Source organism: Pradoshia sp. TA40_28 (genome assembly GCF_059694525.1).
Genome location: NZ_JCATZO010000003.1, coordinates 376502 through 395250 on the forward strand (window position 1 = coordinate 376502; position 18749 = coordinate 395250).

The 18749-nt window shown below is 39.1% G+C and carries 20 protein-coding genes, 1 riboswitch and 1 other annotated feature; of the genes, 6 read left to right on the top strand and 14 right to left on the bottom strand.

Features of this window, described 5'->3' with window-relative positions:
• Positions 1 to 53 precede the first annotated feature (53 nt).
• Positions 54 to 617 carry an RNA 2',3'-cyclic phosphodiesterase gene (thpR, locus tag AC58NB_RS05885; protein ID WP_497425888.1) on the bottom strand — a complete coding sequence of 188 codons (564 nt, stop codon included), beginning with the start codon at positions 615 to 617 and terminating at the stop codon, positions 54 to 56.
• A 234-nt stretch (positions 618 to 851) separates the two neighbouring features.
• Complete coding sequence (gene pepV, locus AC58NB_RS05890) at positions 852 to 2261, bottom strand: dipeptidase PepV (RefSeq protein WP_497425917.1); 1410 nt, start codon at positions 2259 to 2261, stop codon at positions 852 to 854.
• A 387-nt stretch (positions 2262 to 2648) separates the two neighbouring features.
• Between pepV and AC58NB_RS05895 the strand changes: the two genes are divergently transcribed.
• Complete coding sequence (locus AC58NB_RS05895; RefSeq protein ID WP_491076163.1) at positions 2649 to 2870, top strand: DeoR family transcriptional regulator; 222 nt, start codon at positions 2649 to 2651, stop codon at positions 2868 to 2870.
• A 56-nt stretch (positions 2871 to 2926) separates the two neighbouring features.
• On the opposite strand, the gene AC58NB_RS05900 is transcribed toward AC58NB_RS05895, so the two are convergent.
• Positions 2927 to 3643, bottom strand: coding sequence for a pseudouridine synthase (locus tag AC58NB_RS05900; RefSeq protein WP_497425889.1), 717 nt, complete (start codon positions 3641 to 3643; stop codon positions 2927 to 2929).
• A 72-nt stretch (positions 3644 to 3715) separates the two neighbouring features.
• Between AC58NB_RS05900 and AC58NB_RS05905 the strand changes: the two genes are divergently transcribed.
• Positions 3716 to 3931, top strand: a complete 216-nt coding sequence (locus AC58NB_RS05905) for a hypothetical protein (protein ID WP_497425890.1) — start codon at positions 3716 to 3718, stop codon at positions 3929 to 3931.
• A 63-nt stretch (positions 3932 to 3994) separates the two neighbouring features.
• Here the strand turns inward: AC58NB_RS05905 and AC58NB_RS05910 are convergent, their stop codons facing one another.
• Positions 3995 to 5617, bottom strand: a complete 1623-nt coding sequence (locus tag AC58NB_RS05910) for a putative polysaccharide biosynthesis protein (RefSeq protein WP_497425891.1) — start codon at positions 5615 to 5617, stop codon at positions 3995 to 3997.
• Positions 5618 to 5820: 203 nt separating this feature from the next.
• On the opposite strand from AC58NB_RS05910, the gene AC58NB_RS05915 reads away from it, so the two are divergent.
• Together AC58NB_RS05915 and AC58NB_RS05920 are read left to right on the top strand one after the other, a co-directional pair.
• Complete coding sequence (locus tag AC58NB_RS05915; RefSeq protein WP_497425892.1) at positions 5821 to 7080, top strand: BaiN/RdsA family NAD(P)/FAD-dependent oxidoreductase; 1260 nt, start codon at positions 5821 to 5823, stop codon at positions 7078 to 7080.
• A gap of 19 nt (positions 7081 to 7099) precedes the next feature.
• Positions 7100 to 7561: a VanZ family protein gene (locus AC58NB_RS05920; protein WP_497425893.1), complete on the top strand. Its 462-nt coding sequence runs from the start codon at positions 7100 to 7102 to the stop codon at positions 7559 to 7561.
• 185 nt (positions 7562 to 7746) lie between these two features.
• Here the strand turns inward: AC58NB_RS05920 and AC58NB_RS05925 are convergent, their stop codons facing one another.
• The 5 genes from AC58NB_RS05925 to AC58NB_RS05945 form a co-directional block, all read right to left on the bottom strand.
• Positions 7747 to 7932: a sporulation protein Cse60 gene (locus AC58NB_RS05925; RefSeq protein WP_497425894.1), complete on the bottom strand. Its 186-nt coding sequence runs from the start codon at positions 7930 to 7932 to the stop codon at positions 7747 to 7749.
• Between the two features lie 58 nt (positions 7933 to 7990).
• A complete protein-coding gene (locus AC58NB_RS05930) occupies positions 7991 to 8299 on the bottom strand; it encodes a rhodanese-like domain-containing protein (RefSeq protein WP_497425895.1) in 309 nt (102 codons plus the stop codon).
• Positions 8300 to 8365: 66 nt separating this feature from the next.
• Positions 8366 to 10777 (bottom strand): leucine--tRNA ligase, encoded by a 2412-nt coding sequence (gene leuS / locus AC58NB_RS05935; RefSeq protein ID WP_497425896.1) that lies wholly within the window; start codon positions 10775 to 10777, stop codon positions 8366 to 8368.
• 76 nt (positions 10778 to 10853) lie between these two features.
• Positions 10854 to 11075 (bottom strand) — a binding site (T-box leader).
• A 582-nt stretch (positions 11076 to 11657) separates the two neighbouring features.
• A complete protein-coding gene (locus tag AC58NB_RS05940) occupies positions 11658 to 11783 on the bottom strand; it encodes a hypothetical protein (RefSeq protein ID WP_497425897.1) in 126 nt (41 codons plus the stop codon).
• Positions 11784 to 11895: 112 nt separating this feature from the next.
• The gene (locus AC58NB_RS05945) at positions 11896 to 12159 is read right to left on the bottom strand and encodes a YtzC family protein (RefSeq protein ID WP_497425898.1); all 264 of its coding nucleotides are present in this window, start codon (positions 12157 to 12159) and stop codon (positions 11896 to 11898) included.
• Between the two features lie 179 nt (positions 12160 to 12338).
• Between AC58NB_RS05945 and mnmL the strand changes: the two genes are divergently transcribed.
• Both mnmL and mnmM read left to right on the top strand, forming a co-directional pair.
• Complete coding sequence (gene mnmL, locus AC58NB_RS05950; protein WP_497425899.1) at positions 12339 to 13313, top strand: tRNA modification radical SAM protein MnmL/YtqA; 975 nt, start codon at positions 12339 to 12341, stop codon at positions 13311 to 13313.
• The gene (gene mnmM, locus AC58NB_RS05955) at positions 13303 to 13869 is read left to right on the top strand and encodes a tRNA 5-(aminomethyl)-2-thiouridylate-methyltransferase MnmM (protein WP_497425900.1); all 567 of its coding nucleotides are present in this window, start codon (positions 13303 to 13305) and stop codon (positions 13867 to 13869) included. Before mnmL ends, mnmM begins: the two co-directional genes overlap by 11 nt.
• A 40-nt stretch (positions 13870 to 13909) precedes the next feature.
• Here mnmM and AC58NB_RS05960 read toward each other — a convergent pair whose 3' ends face one another.
• From AC58NB_RS05960 to AC58NB_RS05980, 5 genes are all read right to left on the bottom strand, one after another.
• Positions 13910 to 14701, bottom strand: coding sequence for an ABC transporter ATP-binding protein (locus AC58NB_RS05960; RefSeq protein WP_497425901.1), 792 nt, complete (start codon positions 14699 to 14701; stop codon positions 13910 to 13912).
• Positions 14695 to 15747: a FecCD family ABC transporter permease gene (locus AC58NB_RS05965; protein WP_497425902.1), complete on the bottom strand. Its 1053-nt coding sequence runs from the start codon at positions 15745 to 15747 to the stop codon at positions 14695 to 14697. Before AC58NB_RS05965 ends, AC58NB_RS05960 begins: the two co-directional genes overlap by 7 nt.
• A 177-nt stretch (positions 15748 to 15924) precedes the next feature.
• A riboswitch (cobalamin riboswitch) is annotated at positions 15925 to 16068 on the bottom strand.
• 40 nt (positions 16069 to 16108) lie between these two features.
• Complete coding sequence (locus AC58NB_RS05970; protein WP_497425918.1) at positions 16109 to 17113, bottom strand: LLM class flavin-dependent oxidoreductase; 1005 nt, start codon at positions 17111 to 17113, stop codon at positions 16109 to 16111.
• Between the two features lie 46 nt (positions 17114 to 17159).
• Entirely contained in the window at positions 17160 to 18233 is a 1074-nt protein-coding gene (gene tbcS / locus AC58NB_RS05975) for a tetraprenyl-beta-curcumene synthase (RefSeq protein ID WP_497425903.1), read from the bottom strand.
• A gap of 24 nt (positions 18234 to 18257) precedes the next feature.
• Positions 18258 to 18749 (bottom strand): serine aminopeptidase domain-containing protein (locus tag AC58NB_RS05980; RefSeq protein WP_497425904.1); only part of this gene is annotated, 492 nt, incomplete at its 5' end.

The window sequence follows — 18749 nt, forward strand, 5'->3', positions numbered from 1 at the left end:
TTATGATAGGCTGAAAACCTTTCATAACCATTTATCTATAATTAGTTGAAATATCACTCTGTAAACGGAATTCGCACAATCGGTTCGTATTTAGGGATAGATTGGCTATTCGTTTGATAAAGGACAAGATGTTGCACCTTAAATTCAGGTATGAAGGGAAGTGAATTTTCAATCTGTCCAAAGCTTTCTGTGTCCATATCTTCTAGACATCGTCTCGCTATCGTGATATGCGGAGAAAATGGCTTCTTATCCAGCTTGAAACCGATACGTGAGCAAGCATTCCATACATCCTGCTGCAGTTCATATAAAAACGACTGCTTCTTTACACCTGCCCATAGAATTCTTGGTCTGTTCTCAACCCCGAAAATACCCAATCCTTTTATGGCCAAGGGGAAGGAAGCCTGATGTTGTACCCCAGTTTGTACTTGCTGCACCGCATTTTCCAACATTTCCGGAGACGCACTGCCAAGGAACGCTAATGTTATATGATAATCACTTGGATGAACCCAGCTTTTATATGAATACATCGATTTGAGCCCATTGGTCCAATGACCTAACGACTCTTTTACCTCTTGGGGTAACTCGATCGCAAAAAAATAATGTTTCTGTCTATTCATCGGTTTATCTCCTCTATATTTTAACATAATGTTAGCTATGCCATTTTAACTGTTTTGACAGTTTAGAAAAATGTTCATCTGTTTAAAAGTAGCTCAATGTGAAAAGAGTTCAGAGATATTATTCCCCGAACTCTTCTCCATTTACTTCAATTTTCAACATTCATTTTCAATTTCAGCAAGCAAGACATCTTGAAACTGTCTTGCTGTAACATACGGGTTCTGTATCGTGTTAGATTATCTTGTTAATTCGTAGATGGCCTGTGCATACATTGCTGTTGCTTTGACTAAATCATCAATCATAATATATTCGTCTTTTTGATGGGCTACATCTTCTCTCCCTGGGAATAGCGGGCCAAAAGCGACTGCGTTTTTCAATGCACGTGCATAGGTTCCGCCGCCAATTGCCAATAATTCTGGTTCTTCACCGGTATGTTCCTGATAGATTTTTTGCAATGTTTGAACCAACTCGCTATCAGAATCCACATGGTGAGGTCCCAAATGGGTTTTCATATTGGCTGTAAACTGATGCTCCGCAGCAATTTGCACGATTTTTTTCCATCCATTCTCAAAATCATATGTAACAGGATAACGCAAATTGAAAGCAATCTTTCCGAATTGCCCATTTTTATAGGCAATAATTCCATAATTGATTGTTAAATCTCCAGTAATATCATCAGAGTAAGCAACTCCAAGCTTTCTTCCTCTTGACTCCGTGCTTAAATAATGATGAATGAAATTAAAAAATACCCGGTCATCCCCTTGTAAAGGCATAGTGATAAGAAAGTCGGCAAGCTTAAGCCCCGCATTCAATCCAGAATCAGGTTCCATGCCATGCACCGAAATTCCTTCAACGGCAAATGTCATTTCATCATTTGATACCGTATACGAACCATTTAAATCATGATCTTTCAGGTATACATCAAATTTTTCTTTCCACTCATCTGCTTCATTGGAGCCTAGAGAAATAATCGCTTTTGCTGATTCAGGAACCATATTAAAACGCTGGCCAGCTTCAAAACTTTTTACAACCAAAGAATCAGTCTCTGCTTTTTGAGATCCCATGTCCAAGGTAAAATCTGCAATTCCTTTTTCAGCATAAATAATCGGAAAATCTGCATCTGGCACAAATCCAACTGTCGGCATTTCTTCTTTTTCGAAGTAATGATCCATACAGCGCCAATCACTTTCTTCATCTGTCCCCAAAATTAATCGAACCCTTTTATTTAAATCGATTCCTAATTCTTTCACAATCTTCATAGCATAATAAGCAGCCATGGTTGGACCTTTATCATCGATCGCACCGCGCGCAAATATTTTACCATCTCTAATTTCCGCTGAATAAGGATCACTTGTCCAACCTTCTCCCTCAGGTACAACATCTAAATGTCCAAGAATACCGAGTAATTCATCTCCACTCCCCATTTCCAAATGGGCTCCGTAGTTATCAATATTTTTAGTCATAAACCCATCTTTCTCTCCAAGCTGAAGCATAAAATCAAGCGCTTCTTTTATTCCGTGTCCAAAAGGAATATCGGGAGTGGATGTAGACTCATCAAGTGTACTTTTAATCCGGAGTAGTTTTTGAGTCTCGGCAATCAAATCATTTTTTCTCATCTCGACTTCTTTTTGCCAATTAACTGTCATTCCATATTTCCTCATTTCATTTTTTATAGTCTTCATTACCGTTATTATAGCGAATTTACGTATCTTTAGCATTTTTTGTTGAACCATTTCGCTGTGCCTTCTATACCCTATAATAGGAAGAAATAATTTCTTTTATAGAATTGTCATAGTGCCTGTTTCATATAAATAGATATTAATTAAACGAATTTTCATTTAATTTTTGTTGGAAAATATGGATTTAAAATTTTGAGAGGGGTATTATATTACTAGAAGGACTCATCTTTTTAAGTCCACATACAAAAGGAGTGCTGTATAGGTGATAACTTAAAGAAGTGGGATGGTTAACAACCTTTTATACCTGCTGGTTGGAATGTTGCCATTGAAAACTTATCCATAAGGAGTGGTTTTTTGAAACCTTCAACAAACCGTATGCTTACTAGAATTAAGTCCATTTATATGTTTATCGTTCATAACGGTACCGTAACAACTCAGGAGTTAGTGGATGAATTTGGAATTACCCCACGTACTATTCAGAGGGACTTAAATGTGTTGGCCTATAACGAACTTGTTGTCAGCCCTAGTCGTGGAAAGTGGACCACCACTCAAAAGAAAGTTAAATTAACCTCGTAATGATTTACACAGCTTTTCCTAGTAAAAAGAAGACCGCTTTTTTAACGGTCTTCTTTTTACGGAGTACGTGTATTTAATAAATTGATCTCTTCGTCTGTCATTTCTCTATACTCTCCCAGCTCTAATCCCTCATCTAAGCTAAGTTCGCCCATCTTAATTCTTTTCAAATAGACTACTTTTTTGCCTACCGCTTCGAACATACGTTTAACCTGATGATATTTACCTTCTGTAATGATGACTTCAATTTCTGATTTTAGACCGCTTGAGAGAATCGTCAATTTTCCAGGCTTTGTTACGTATCCATCGTCCAACGTAACTCCTTCGGCAAACTGTTCAATATCATCTTCGGTTACTTCCCCTTGAATTGTGGCGTAATATGTTTTAGGAACGTGTTTTTTGGGAGCAAGTACTTCATGAGCAAGATGCCCATCATTTGTTAGAACCAACAACCCTTCTGTATCCCGGTCCAATCTTCCAACTGGAAATGGCTTCTTGATCGCATCTTCCGGCTCCAATAAATCCAGCACAGTTTTCAGCCTGTCGTCTTCTGTTGCAGAGATATATCCAGCCGGTTTATTCATTAACAGATAGATATATTCTCTGTAGAAAACTTGTTCACCATGAACCGTAATATGGTCTTTATCCGGGTCAACATGCTTTTTAGCATCTGTAATTTTCACATCATTACACAATACTGACCCCGATTTAAGCAATTGTTTTACCTCTTTCCGGCTCCCATAACCGGAGTTAGCTAATAATTTATCAATTCTCATCTATCATTCACCCATTTTTCTTTTTTGAATAGACTGTTGCTGAATATCTTATTAAAGGAGTGTTCTAAATTTATGGATTATCAGCAACAACCCTCTAACGATCAAGATAACAGACAACAACAACCAGCCGGTTTTTTCCCCGGACCAGGAGGCTTATTTCCCGGCTTTGGAGGCATTAACGCCCGTTTAGATCGACTTGAAAGCCGTATTGATCGTCAACAGCGTCAAATCGATCGCCTTGATCGGCGCCTATCTCGACTCGAGCAAGCTTTTGGTATGCGTTTTTAAATTATGAGAAGGGCCTGCTTTCATTAAGCAGGCCTTCCATAAAGATTTACTTGACTCACTTGATTAGTTGCTTCTAACGAAACGCTTCAATCTCAGTTTGCGTAACAGCCCATCCGTTCGCTCACCAAATATAACATGTAATAAACCACTTTTTACAGATAAGAAGAAGTAAATCAAGACACCGATAGGAACCGTAATCGCTACCCTAAAGACAGCAACCATTTGTCCTTTGGAACCAACCCATGCTGCCAGAAGATGATCCAGTATCCCCACAACTAAAGCCATAATGATGGCAAATATAAGTGATAACAAGGCCCTTCTCAACACGCTTTTAATTCGATATCCAGTAAAGTAATAGATGACATATAAATTAATCAGCGTACAAACCGCATATCCAATCGCAGTAGCATAAACCGCTCCCCTTGTTTCAAACATTTTGATCAAAGGGATATTAAGGCTTAGCTTTACCAGTATTCCTGTCAGTAAACTAAGGACTGTAAAGCGTTGTTGGTTAATCCCCTGCAAGATAGCTGCTGTAACGGAGAATAAAGCAAATAGGATCGCAACCGGTGCATAGACCTTCAGTACTTCTGAACCTAAATCATAAAATCCATAAAACGAACCGTATACGCTGTCAGATAGAACACTTATACCAACAACAGCCGGTATCAAGATAAATAGCAGCGTCTGGAAGGTTTCTGTTAATTGTTGTTTGTATAGCTTCCAATTCTTTTCAAAAAATGATTTTGTGACGCTTGGGACAATGGACAATGAAAAAGCGGTAGCCAGTGTCATCGGAATAAGGACAAGCTTTTGAGTATTTACATTCAAAACACCAAAAGCCACATCCGTCGTTTCTTTTAGTCCAATGGATACCATTGCCCTATTAAACGTAACCGTATCAACCATTTGGAATAAAGGCATTGCCAATCCAACAAAAATAAATGGGATGGAGGAAACAATGATTTCTTTATAGATTTCTTTTAGGGATATATCTATTTCATTTTTACCCTCACTCATCAGCTGATCGAGATGGCGTTTCCTCTTTTTCCAATACCACAAAAGAACCATTAATCCAGATATTGCTCCAATAAAAGCTGAGAATGTAGCCACACTCATAGCCTGGACAACATCTCCGCCAACCACATTTAAGACAATATACGCCCCAGCCAGCATAAATACAATCCGGATGATCTGCTCTATAACCTGTGAAACAGCCGTTGGCCCCATCGACTCATATCCCTGGAAAAAACCACGTAGTAAACTTTGTGATGGTACCAAAATAAGGGCGAAGCTTACCGCTCGAATAACCGTTGTAACCTCTTCAATGGAATATTTTTGTGTATCCATCATGGCGGCGAGTCCCGGCGCGCTCACGTACATAATGAGAAAAGCAGTAATCCCCGTCATCATCATAATTTTGCGGCCCGATTCAAAGAGCTTACGTCCTACTGCATATTCCCCCATAGCATTGTATTTCGCAACGAATTTGGCGACAGCAAGTGGAATGCCAGCTGTTGCAATACTGATAAAAATCGTATAGGGTGTATAAGCAAAACCATATAATGCCATTCCTTCCGTACCGACAATTTTATTAAAAGGAATAACATAGAACAATCCAAGCATTTTCGATAAAACCATACCAATTGTTAGAATAAAAGTGCCTCTAATAAGTTTCGATGACATGTAACAATCCCTTTCACTCTTTCCCTTAACATGTAAGAAATATATTTTCATGATTCTTTATGTTTATTTGTTCACTAATCTGTAGTTTACTCTTTTCTTCGCTTTTTGACAATTGAACATCAATTCGGTCACGACTTTTGCCTTATTAGTAAAATCACTTATAATAGAACCATATTAGTATGTTTTAGAAATGAGATGGAATAATGAAATATGATGTAATCATTATAGGTGGAGGCCCATCCGGCTTGATGGCAGCCATTGCGGCCGCTGAAAACGGTGCCTCCACTTTACTGCTAGATAAAGGATCCAAACTCGGCCGGAAACTGGCCATTTCAGGCGGCGGCCGGTGCAATGTCACCAATCGTCTGCCAATTGATGAAATTATTAAGCATATTCCCGGAAACGGCAAGTTCCTGTACGGAGCATTCTCTGAATTTGATAATGAAGGAATCATTTCTTTCTTTAAGAAACTAGGTGTCGAATTAAAAGAAGAGGACCATGGCAGAATGTTCCCGGTTAACGATAAAGCCCAATCTGTTGTAGATGCTATGCTCAGTCGTTTAAAGCAATTGGGAACCGATATACGCACGGATTCGCCAATAGCAGATGTTCTGTATGATTCAGGCAAAGTGATTGGCGTTAAGACACGAACGGGCGAAATAATTGAAGCCGACTCCGTTGTCATCGCTGTTGGCGGTAAATCCGTTCCGCACACAGGATCAACTGGGGATGGCTATGCCTGGGCTGAAAAAGCAGGACATACCGTAACGGAATTGTTCCCAACTGAAGTCCCTTTAACGTCCGGTGAAAATTTTATCAAACAAAAAGCATTGCAAGGTCTTTCACTGCGGGATGTCGCTATCAGCGTTCTTAACCCTAAAGGAAAATCATTAATTACCCATCGAATGGATATGATTTTCACACATTTTGGTCTATCCGGTCCAGGTATATTAAGATGCAGCCAATTTGTTGTGAAAGCCTTAAAAAAATGGAATCTTAAAGAGGTTATTGTCCAAATCGATGCTCTGCCTGATCTTAATGAAGAACAAGTATTTCAACAGATTATTAAAACGATTAAATCTGACGATAAAAAAGCAGTTAAAAACAGTCTAAAAGGTCTGTTGCCTGAAAGGTATTTATTATTTTTATTGGAACGAAATCATATTGATCCTTCCTCACAAGGGGCAACTATAGCACATGAGAAATGGCGTGCTTTTAGCAGCGATATCAAAAAGTTCCCTGTCCGCGTCAATGGTACTCTTTCTTTAGAGAAGGCTTTTGTAACAGGCGGTGGAATTTCTGTTAAAGAAGTTGAACCTAAAACAATGGCTAGTAAATTAATGAATGGCCTATATTTCTGCGGAGAGATTTTGGATATCCATGGATATACCGGCGGCTATAATATTACCTCCGCATTAGTAACAGGTCGTTTAGCCGGATTAAATGCTGCAAGAAAAAAATAAGGTAGGAAGGATGGTATCTTTGCAGAATATAGCCCGAACGATTAAAAACAATAAGCTGACTACTCCGCTTATTTATGTCATGTTTACACTCTATTTAGCCATCCTTTCTTATCTGTTGTTTTTTGGATACTATAGACAAATGGTTAAAGTAGAATCTTATAATCTTGTTCCTTTTAAAACGATTAATATGTATATTACTTTTGCTGATTACTTCTCATTTAAAGTATGGTTTACAAATCTATTCGGTAACGTATTAGCCTTTATGCCATTCGGCTTTCTTTTGCCAATTGTCTTTAAAAAGCCTAGAAATATTTGGTCCATTACGTTTATATCCTTCTTGTTTTCATTATTGGTTGAGACAATGCAGCTAACTTTTCATGTCGGCGGCTTTGATGTTGATGATATCTTGTTAAATACAATGGGCGGTTTTTTGGGATATTTAATTTATAAGCTCATTTACAAGCTATTTAAAAGACAGTAAACCAGTAAATAAGAGAACACTCTAAGTAAGAATACAATCAAAAAGAACAGATAAAGAAAACGGGCTTTGTTTTCTTCTATCTGTTCTTTTTTGGATTTAGCAAGCGGCGTATGTCGGCTGTTTTGAGCGAGAGGGTCGAGGATCTTCCTCTTTCATATGAGTACATCCGGATTAAAGTTCGATATTTATTTTTTATAAATGACCATGGCACTGAAACAGTATATTTGGTCTTCCTCATCCTCTTCACCGAAAGCCGCAATATTATATTTGATATCTACGAGTCTGTCTTCATCTATCTGTTCAAGGAAATGATTCATCCCCTTTTCCAAATCTTTTTCGTGCTCATAATCAAACATTTTCACTTGGATCACAGCAAAGATTCCTCCTGTTTTTATCTATCTTTGCCGATTTTTTTCATTTTTATACTATTCAGAATACAAGTTCCCCTTGCCAATCTATCATGCCGCCTTCCATGGATGCTGCTTGATAGCCCTTTTCCTGTAGAAAATAAGCTACATTCTCACTTCTGACCCCTGCACGGCAAATGATAATATGCTCAATCTCTTTATCAAGCTCATTAAGTCGCTCTGGAATTTCTCCCATTTTGATTTGAACTGCACCGGGAACCATCCCATTTATCACTTGATAATCCTCACGTACATCGATAATGGATAAATTTTCGCCATTTTCTATTCTTACCTGCAGTTCATCTGGTTGAATAATCTTTATGTCTTCCATCTAAAAATCCCCCTTATAAAAAAGACCGTCTTACGCTTATGATAATCGTAAGACGGCCAACATTCATTAATTTGCAACGATATTAACTAATTTACCAGGAACAGCAATCACCTTGCGGATTGTTTTGCCATCGATTTGCTCTTGAACCTTCCCATTTTCCATTACGATTTTTTCCATCTCTTCTTTCGTAATGCCGGCAGGTACCTGAAGTTTAGCTCTCATTTTACCGTTTATTTGAATAACAATTTCAATTTCATCATCTACCAATTTGGACTCATCATATGCAGGCCATGAAGCATAAGCAAGTGTTTCATTGTTACCAAGTCTGCTCCAAAGTTCTTCAGTCATATGAGGACAAATAGGTGATAATAGTTTCACAAAACCTTCCATATACTGAATTGGAAGAATTTCCGCTTTATAGGCTTCATTAATGAAGACCATCATTTGTGAAATAGCCGTATTAAAATGTAGAGCTTCTAAATCCTCTGTTACTTTTTTAACGGTTTGATGATAAACCTTCTCAAGATGAGTATCCGTGGATTCAGTAATTTTATCATTTACTGTACCGTCATCGTTGATAAACAATCTCCAAACACGATCAAGGAAACGTCTGGAGCCGTCAAGTCCGTTTGCAGACCAGGCAATCGATGCATCAAGCGGTCCCATGAACATTTCATATAGACGAAGGGTATCAGCCCCATGGCTTTCCACGATATCATCCGGATTTACAACATTACCTTTTGATTTACTCATTTTTTCATTATTTTCGCCTAGAATCATACCTTGGTTAAATAGCTTTTGGAATGGTTCTTTTGTTGGTACAACCCCAATATCATACAAGAATTTGTACCAGAATCTCGCATAAAGCAAGTGAAGCACGGCATGTTCCGCTCCACCAATATACGTATCTACCGGCATCCAATGCTTAAGCTTTTCAGGGTCAGCAATTGCGTCCGGATTTTTCGGATCGATATAGCGCAAGAAGTACCAGCAGCTGCCCGCCCATTGAGGCATTGTATTTGTCTCACGTCTTCCTTTACGCCCATTTTCATCCACTACATTTACCCACTCTTCAATATTGGCAAGTGGAGATTCACCTGTACCGGATGGTTTAATTTCTGTTGTTTTCGGAAGCATAAGCGGCAGTTCAGATTCTGGTACAGCGGACATCGTGCCATCTTCCCAGTGAATAATTGGAATAGGCTCGCCCCAATAACGCTGACGGGAGAAGTTCCAGTCACGCAAACGGTACGTTACTTTCTTTTCACCAATTCCTTTTTCCTCTAGCCATTCAATCATCTTGCTAATGGCTTCTTCTTTATTTAGGCCGTTCAAGAATTCGGAGTTTACATGTACTCCTTCACCGGCATAAGCTTCTTTTTCAATATGACCACCAGCAACAACTTCACGGATTGGCAGATCAAATTTCTTAGCAAATTCATAATCGCGTTCATCATGGGCAGGAACGGCCATAATCGCGCCTGTTCCATAGCTCATCAATACATAGTCAGCAATCCAGATTGGAATCTCTTCGCCATTTGCTGGATTGATGGCATAGGCTCCTGTAAATACGCCTGTTTTCTCTTTTGAAAGCTCTGTTCTTTCCAAATCACTCTTAGATTGAATTTCCTTTTTATACGCTTCAACAGCTTCTTTTTGCTCTGCTGTTGTTATTTTATCCACAAGTGGATGTTCAGGGGAAAGGACGGAATACGTAGCCCCAAACAATGTATCAGGACGTGTTGTGAATACTGTATAGGATTCTTCAGTATCCTTGATCTTGAATGTTACAGATGCTCCTTCTGAACGGCCGATCCAGTTACGTTGCATATCCTTAATGCTTTCAGGCCAATCCAATTCATCAAGATCCTCAATTAAACGATCCGCATAAGCCGTGATTTTCAAAATCCATTGACGCATTGGCTTACGGATAACCGGATGTCCGCCTCGCTCACTTTTCCCATCAATAACTTCTTCATTGGCTAAAACGGTACCAAGTGCCGGGCACCAGTTAACCGGAATTTCAGCCATATAGGCAAGCCCTTTTTCATATAATTTTAAGAAAATCCATTGTGTCCATTTATAGTACTCTGGGTCTGTTGTATTAATTTCGCGGTCCCAGTCATAAGAGAATCCAAGAGATTTGATTTGACGAGTAAATGTACCAATATTTTTAGCTGTAAACTCTTCTGGATCATTCCCAGTATCAAGTGCATATTGCTCTGCAGGTAATCCAAATGCATCCCAACCAATTGGATGAAGTACATTATATCCCTGCATACGTTTTAGTCGGGATAAGATATCCGTTGCTGTATATCCTTCAGGATGCCCTACATGAAGGCCTGCTCCTGATGGATATGGAAACATATCCAATGCGTAAAATTTACGTTTCCCAACACTATCAGTCGTTTTAAATGTTTTGTGTTCTTCCCAGTAAGATTGCCATTTCTTTTCAATCTCTTTGTGATTGAAACTCATCCTAATTCCTCCTACATTGTTTAAAATTGCTGTACTAAAAACTTCTAAAACAATAAAAAAAGCCACTCATCCCTAAAAAAGGGACGAGAGGCTGTCATTAACTTCCCGCGGTACCACCCTGATTGATGCACACATTCGCATCCGGCTCAACTCTTTAACGCAGATATACGGCAAACCTTACTAGTCGTTCAGGCCTGCAACTCCAGGGTGAGTTCATAATGTGTCCTGTTGACTTGCACCATCCGTCAACTCTCTAGAAAGAAACACCATTACTACTGATCCCTATCAATGTTATTTAGAAGATATATACATACATTGTATGTAAATCAGGTAAAAAGTTCAAGTCTATTTAGACTGTTTTTTCAATCATTGACCAAATTAGCTTTGATTATACAGAGTTAATGTAAATTTATATGTACGCTATGTACTCCCTCCAATCGGACTAATCATATCTGCCGAACGGATTACTCCTACATTTGGCGCGTAATCTATACTTAGCTGGATTATGCTCTTATTTCAAGCACATACTCCTTCTTCGGCTGGATTTTCCGCAAATTCGGCCGGATTATTTATCTATTCGGCTCTATTTCCTTGTCGATTGGCTGGATTATGCTCTCATTCGGCTGAATTACTCCTATTTCAGGCACATACTCCTTCTTCGGCTGATTTTTTCGCAAATTCGGCTGGATTATTTTTCTATTCGGCTCAATTTCCTTGCGATTGGCTGGATTATGCTCTCATTTGGCTGAATTACTCCTATTTCGGCACATACTCCTTCTTCGGCTGGTTTTTTCGCAAATTAGGCCGGATTATTTATCTATTCGGCTCTATTTCCTTGTCGATTGGCTGGATTATGGTCTCATCCGGCTGGATTACTTACTCATTCGTTGAATACTTTGCAAAAACAAAAGGCACAGTCATCATAGACTGTGCCTGCCGTTGTATTTGCACGGCTTTGGATGAACTGTTGCTCTGTTTCGTTTTCGACGACTACCCGGATGTTCATTACATCTGGGCGAGTTTACGTGATCCTCGCTTGAGTCACCACCGATTTATAAATACCTTAGTTAAAGTAATTTCCATAGTTCGTCAGAACGCTCACAATAGTGAATATCCTTTTAGCGGCCTCTTACAACCATCGCGTGCTGAATATCCTGCACCTGAATTTTCATTCGGTTCAGTTGGTCACGTTGCTGGTCATTGGCACTTTGATCCATCGCGTTTAATTCATTATATGAATTTTCAAGACCGACTAATGCCTCAGTATATTCTTTATCATTGTAATGCTCCTGTCTCGCATAATGATTATATTGCTTTTCTGCGTATTCAATCGCATTTGCACAACGCTCCAAACACTCGTCCATGGATTTTCTTGTAGCCATAGATACCCTCTCCTTTTAACATTGGATTGGTTCACAAAAGCTCATCCATTATCCATTATGCCCTGATCAAATGGATTTTAGTGTAACTTCAAATAATAGCTAATTGGAAAGTATAAACTAGCGTGGTAAAATGAGAGTTATGCTCTTACTCAAAGAAATACTAACTAGGGGGTTTAAGAATGAAACAGGTTAACCCTTTTCAATATGCAAATGACAATAAACGTTATCATACATGGAATTACCATCTTCGCAATCAATTTGGCCACAAGGTATTTAAAATTGCTCTTGACGGTGGATTTGATTGTCCAAATCGTGACGGTACAGTCGCATTTGGTGGATGCACCTTCTGCAGTGCAGCAGGGTCTGGGGATTTTGCCGGTAATCGCGCTGAGGATCTGCAAAAGCAATTTGCTGATATAAAAGAAAAAATGCATCAAAAATGGAAAGATGGAAAATATATGGCCTATTTCCAGGCTTATACCAATACCCATGCACCAGTTGAAGTCTTACGTGAAAAATTCGAAACTGTCATGAACGAGGAAGGTGTAGTTGGCTTATCTATCGCTACTCGCCCTGATTGTCTGCCTGATGATGTTGTAGAATATTTAGCTGAATTAAATGAACGTACGTACCTTTGGGTTGAGCTAGGCTTGCAGACTGTTCATGAAAAAACGGCAAATATCATTAATCGTGCACATGATTATCCAACTTATGTGGAGGGAGTAAACAAGCTCCGTAAACATGGAATACGCGTATGCAGCCACATTATTAATGGGTTGCCGCTTGAAACTCCTGAAATGATGATGGAAACTGCTAAAGAAGTTGCTAAACTCGATGTTCAGGGGATTAAAATTCACTTATTGCATCTGTTAAAAGGCACTCCAATGGTGAAACAGTACGAAAAAGGAATGCTAGAGTTTTTATCACTTGATGATTATGTCAACCTTGTCTGTGATCAGTTGGAAATCCTTCCTCCTGAGATGGTTATTCATCGTATTACGGGCGATGGCCCGATTGATTTAATGGTTGGACCGATGTGGAGTGTTAATAAATGGGAAGTGTTGAATGCGATTGATGCTGAATTGAAGCACCGTAATAGCTATCAAGGAAAACTCTATATCCCTAATAAGGCTGCTGTGACATATGAAGCTTGATCGCATTCTCCCATTCGCAAGAATCCTACTAGAGAAATCTGTAAAGCCAGGTGATATTGCCATTGATTGTACAATGGGCAATGGGCATGATACCGTGTTTTTAGCAAATTTAACCGGTCCGGATGGACATGTATACAGTTTTGACATTCAGCAAACTGCTATAACTAAAACACAGGAGAGACTCATCTCAACCGGGCTTCAGGAACAGGTAACATTGATTCATGCTGGGCATGAGCGTTTGCAGGAATTTGTCCAACCCGATCGACCAGTGACAGGTGCTATCTTTAATTTAGGGTATTTGCCAGGCGGTGACAAAGAAATTATCACGATGGCTCCGACTACCATTCAAGCCGTCACTCAATTGCTCGAAATGATGGAACCAGAAGGTATTATTGTTCTCGTGATTTATCATGGGCATCCAGGCGGAGATCTCGAACGTGACGAAGTGATTAAATTCGTTACAGAGCTTCCACAGGATATGGCTCATGTACTGCAATACCGATTTATGAATCAAAAAAACAACCCACCATTTATTATCGCCATTGAGAAACGTTAAAAAAGTGTGAGTACTTATACTCACACTTTTTTCATAGAGTTCATTTATAAATCTCAGGGGTAAAAAAGATTTGCGGTTTTCCGGCGATTGGATGAGGGCGGCTCACCAGTTCCACTTCATATACAGATGAGAGTAACTCTTCATCGAGGAGTAACTCAATACTGCCATCCGCCACTTTTCTTCCATTTTTAAGCAAAGCACATCTGTCTGCATATAAAGCCGCCATATTTAAATCATGCAGAATGGCAACAACCGTTAACTCTTCCTCAATCTGAAGTCTCTTCAGTAAATTCAATAAATCAATTGTATGCTTAACATCCAAATGATTTGTAGGTTCATCGAGAAACAGGAGCTTTGGCTGTTGGGCCAGCGCTTTTGCTAAAAGGACCCGTTGTTTCTCTCCACCACTTAACGCTGAAAAATAGGTATGCTTAAATTTCAGTGTATCTGTTTGGGCCAGACACTTATCTACAATAGCGTAATCCTCAGTTTGATAATGATTAAAAAATCCTTTTCCCTGATAAGGATATCTTCCGAGTAAAACAATTTCTTCCACTGTAAAATCCAAACTCACTACATGTTCCTGGCTTAGCACAGCCGCTATTTTTGCTAATTCTCCGGCTTTATAGGAGGATGTTTGTCTACCTTGGATCGTTGTGGTTCCCGCTTTATATTCCATTTTCCCCAATATACTTTTAATCAGCGTTGTCTTTCCGCTTCCATTTGGTCCAAGAAGTGCAAAAAACTCTCCTTTTTCTACCTTTAATGAAAAATCCTGGAGCACCCGTTTATTTTTATGATAGCCTGCACTGAGGTTCTCTACATTTAACATGTCAAATTCCTTCTTTTTATCCGTTCTTTAATTAGTAAAATCGTAAATATCGGTGCACCAATTAAAGCCGTAATTACACCAATAGGCAATTCCTGTGGATTGATGATGACTCGAGCAATCATGTCAGCCAATATCAGATATCCTCCCCCGATGATCATCGATAAAGGAAGTAAATGCCTGTGGTCAGCACCCGATATAAGGCGAACTAGATGTGGAATGACCAATCCGACAAAGCCGATTGCTCCTGATACGGCAACTGCCGCACCTGTTAATAGGCCGGCACCTATAATGATCATGATTTTCTTGCGTTTCACGTTAATCCCATTGTATTGAGCAGATTGATCTCCAAGTGCCAATCCATTTAGTTCCCGGTAATGATACAGAATAATAGATGCCCCTATTACGAAGAAAGGAATTAGTATACTGAAGTGCCCCCAGTTTTTCATGGCCATGCTGCCCATAAGCCAGTTCAATACTTCTCTCATCTGATCTCCTGATGATAGGGCAATGATTAGAGAAACCAGCGCTCCAATAAATGAATTCATAATAATACCCGCTAGAATAATGGTTTCATTTGCATAGGTTACACTAGCTGCCCTTGTAATACCAAACACGACCAGCAAGGTTATAAAACTGAACACTATTGCAACAAGCGGCAAAGTGAAGTGACCAAAAAGAGCTATTTCTATATTAAAAAATAAGACGACCACTGCACCAACTGACGCTCCGGACGAAACACCAATGGTATATGGATCAGCGAGTGGGTTTTGCAGAAGTCCCTGGAAGGCAGCCCCTGCCAGAGCCAAACCCGCTCCTACAAATAATGCAATCAATACTCGTGGTAAACGTATATTCCAAATAATCATTTCAATATTTTTGGGACCTGTATAGAAAGATTCCTGACCGGTTATATTTTTTAAGAGGATCCCAATTATATCTTTAATCGACATGTCCACGCTTCCTATAAACAGGCCGAGCAATGCAGCTAACAGCATAAATAGGATACTCACTGTATAAATACCGGTTGTTCTTTTTTTATTTTTCATTTCTAAACTTCAATTCCTCTTTACTCCAACGGCGAACCTCGGATTATTCTTACACTTGTTCGAATTATATCTAACCGTTTCAAAACACAAAAAATCCTTAGCTCTGTAGGTATTGAGCTAAGGATTCACTTTTTTCCATTGTGAATACAATAAGCCTACTTTTCCCACCGAAAAATAAGTACAGTAACTTTAAAAGCAGGTTTCCTGGCTTATACTAATCAATTCCTGATTTAGTAATTACAGTAGCGGGGGCTGCAACGGCCTTTAACCGTTTTCCCTTTCACCCTCAAGATTCGAGGCACTTTTAAAGTATATAATTTGATTTCATTTTCATTTTTAAAGATTGACTGCCACTCAACTATCATCCTATAAGCCCGGCTTCTTTGGCAATTAATTTAAATGACTTTACTTTTGCCTCATAGGAATGAGTAATCGTTACAAGCATTATCTCATTTGTGTTGAACCGTTTTCTAAGCTCTTCTATTTTTTTCATAATCGTTTTTGGGGACCCGATAATCATTTTTCTTCTATTATAATCAATTCGCGCCGTTTCAAACTGAGACAAAGCCATTTCGTGAATTTCATTCGGGTGCGGAGTTCCCTCCCGGATAATTCCCTGTGAAAGAAATAGTAAGGATAAATCTAAAGATCCAGCCAAATATTCTGCCTCTTCATCTGTATCTGCACATATCGTAAATACGGTAACCATCCCTAAAGGTCTCTGTCCAAAATCGGATGGACAAAACGTTTCATAGTAATGCTTCATATTTTCTTCTGCATATTCACTGTTAATAAACAAAGCAAAATTATATGGTAACCCTTTTTGTGCAGCAAGAGAGGCACTTGATGAACTTGATCCAAGCATCCATAATTCCGGAGGAGCTTGAATAACAGGAGTGGCTGCTAATCCATAAAGAGGATGTAACTCAGGTAAATGATCATATAAATACCAAGTTAATTCATCCACCTGAACAGGAAACCTGTGAAGATCACTTAATCTGCCTTCCTGTAATGCACGCGTTGCTCTTGGCATCCCGCCAGGAGCTCTGCCGATGCCCAGATCTATTCTTCCTGGAGCTAAACCTGACAATACTCTGAAATTCTCCGCCACTTTATAAGCACTATAATGAGGTAGCATTACTCCACCAGTGCCGACTCTTAGCTTAACGGTTTGAGCAGCAATCCATGTCGCAAGGACTTCTGGCGATGAGCCAGCCAACCCTTGGCTATCATGATGTTCACTTACCCAAAATCTTGAATAACCCAACTCCTCAGCCAATTTTGCCAGTTTGACTGTATTAGCAAGCGCCTGCTCTGAAGGTTCTCCGACAGAACGTGGTGACTGGTCTAGAATACTTAACTTTATCCCATCCGTACCATCCCCTCACGATAAAATGCTATTATACTGGTCTTTATTTCTTTTTCATCCTTTTAAATGCATGATACAGCTTACTGTTCCAATAAAAGAAATACGCTGATTTGCCAGCTAATTTCAGCAGATTTCGGGTATACTGCCTAACCGCTTTCTGGCTCTTAACCTTGGAGTCGGCTAAATAAATACCCATTAACCCTTGATTAATCATCCTATGGAACTTACTATCTGGTATTTTCATGACATCTTCATTAGCTTGTTCAACGAAATAAGATAGCCTCTCAATCATTTGCTCTTCCGTATCATAATAGAAGCAGAAGTTCAAATCATTGCCAAGACGATCTTCCTCCTGATCAATAAAATAATCCAGCATAATATGCAATCCTTGAACATATGGGAAATAAGAATCATATATATCCCTTGCCATTTGCTCTGTGAATTCTGGACGGTAAGCATAGGAAACTAAGCAAAAAATACCTAATGTAGATCCTGCACAAGCGCTAAATTCATACCATGTTAAATCTTCTGGAAGCTCGTGTTTATTCTGACTGTACCACGTTTCTAATCTATGTACCCGCTCATCCCACTTAACATGCTTATGTATTTGTAAATCGCAATAATAGGAGCAAAGTTTTTTCAAATAAGGCTCTATATACCTGTAATGCTCCAGTTTTACTAAAATAGACTGACAGGTATGTACCAAATCTATTAAATACCCTCCGTCATCCTGATCCTCTCTAAGATCATAGTAATTCTGTGTCGAGCTCTCTGGATTTAGGGCATCCTTCATAGATTGATGTAATAAAGCAAAATCGTCAGGATCAAGCGATGTACTGCGGTCACATAAATTATCAAGATAATCACTGATCGTTTGATATGCTACAATAAATCGGATTACATCCTCTTTTCCTGCACCTGCAGCGAGAGCTAATATAGATCCTCCCTCACAATGAAATGTTTTATGGGCGATACTGGCCAGGGCCTGAGTACGCAGTTCTTCATTAGGGATTTTTTCAGCTTTTGCCTGCCACCCCGTCAATTCTCGATGAACAACTGGAAATATACCTCGGTATACTTCCTTTACCAGACCAATATCACTTTTGGGCAACTTCATATATGTTCCATCTCCTTAGAATCCTTAAACGATATATCCTATATTCCGTAATCGTGCTTCAATAAAACTCTTTGCATATAGGAATACATCTTCTCTCTCTGGCTCATTAAAAATTTCATGATATAGCTTCGGCCATTCTTTATAATGTTTTTCAGATGCCGGAAAGTAGTTAAACCATTCTCTTACCATAGCCTTGTCCACTATTTTGTCATCCCCAGCCTGCATAACAAGAACAGGAATATCCGGGAAATCTTCATAAAAATCAAAGGCTTCCTTCATAGCCTTTACTAATTCACGATACCACCTGACAGATACACTTGTAACGTAAAGTGAATCATTTAAATCAAACTCAATGACTTCAGGATTTCTGGTTGCCATTTGTACCGTTAGACCTGATGGTTTTTTATATGTAGGATAAACAAGATTTAACACACGAGACATCGTTTCAAGATATTTTGGAGGATGAACTAATGTTCCAAAGCAAGGCGAAGACAGAATGACTCCTGCTAAATTGTG

What these genes read in the sequence shown, in the direction of transcription:
- thpR (WP_497425888.1), bottom strand. Translation starts at nt 617, where the DNA reads ATGAATAGACAGAAACATTATTTTTTTGCGATCGAGTTACCCCAAGAG.
- pepV (WP_497425917.1), bottom strand. Translation starts at nt 2,261, where the DNA reads ATGACAGTTAATTGGCAAAAAGAAGTCGAGATGAGAAAAAATGATTTG.
- AC58NB_RS05900 (WP_497425889.1), bottom strand. Translation starts at nt 3,643, where the DNA reads ATGAGAATTGATAAATTATTAGCTAACTCCGGTTATGGGAGCCGGAAA.
- AC58NB_RS05905 (WP_497425890.1), top strand. Translation starts at nt 3,716, where the DNA reads ATGGATTATCAGCAACAACCCTCTAACGATCAAGATAACAGACAACAA.
- AC58NB_RS05910 (WP_497425891.1), bottom strand. Translation starts at nt 5,617, where the DNA reads ATGTCATCGAAACTTATTAGAGGCACTTTTATTCTAACAATTGGTATG.
- AC58NB_RS05915 (WP_497425892.1), top strand. Translation starts at nt 5,821, where the DNA reads ATGAAATATGATGTAATCATTATAGGTGGAGGCCCATCCGGCTTGATG.
- AC58NB_RS05930 (WP_497425895.1), bottom strand. Translation starts at nt 8,299, where the DNA reads ATGGAAGACATAAAGATTATTCAACCAGATGAACTGCAGGTAAGAATA.
- leuS (WP_497425896.1), bottom strand. Translation starts at nt 10,777, where the DNA reads ATGAGTTTCAATCACAAAGAGATTGAAAAGAAATGGCAATCTTACTGG.
- AC58NB_RS05940 (WP_497425897.1), bottom strand. Translation starts at nt 11,783, where the DNA reads ATGAACATCCGGGTAGTCGTCGAAAACGAAACAGAGCAACAGTTCATC.
- AC58NB_RS05945 (WP_497425898.1), bottom strand. Translation starts at nt 12,159, where the DNA reads ATGGCTACAAGAAAATCCATGGACGAGTGTTTGGAGCGTTGTGCAAAT.
- mnmL (WP_497425899.1), top strand. Translation starts at nt 12,339, where the DNA reads ATGAAACAGGTTAACCCTTTTCAATATGCAAATGACAATAAACGTTAT.
- mnmM (WP_497425900.1), top strand. Translation starts at nt 13,303, where the DNA reads ATGAAGCTTGATCGCATTCTCCCATTCGCAAGAATCCTACTAGAGAAA.
- AC58NB_RS05960 (WP_497425901.1), bottom strand. Translation starts at nt 14,701, where the DNA reads ATGTTAAATGTAGAGAACCTCAGTGCAGGCTATCATAAAAATAAACGG.
- AC58NB_RS05965 (WP_497425902.1), bottom strand. Translation starts at nt 15,747, where the DNA reads ATGAAAAATAAAAAAAGAACAACCGGTATTTATACAGTGAGTATCCTA.
- tbcS (WP_497425903.1), bottom strand. Translation starts at nt 18,233, where the DNA reads ATGAAGTTGCCCAAAAGTGATATTGGTCTGGTAAAGGAAGTATACCGA.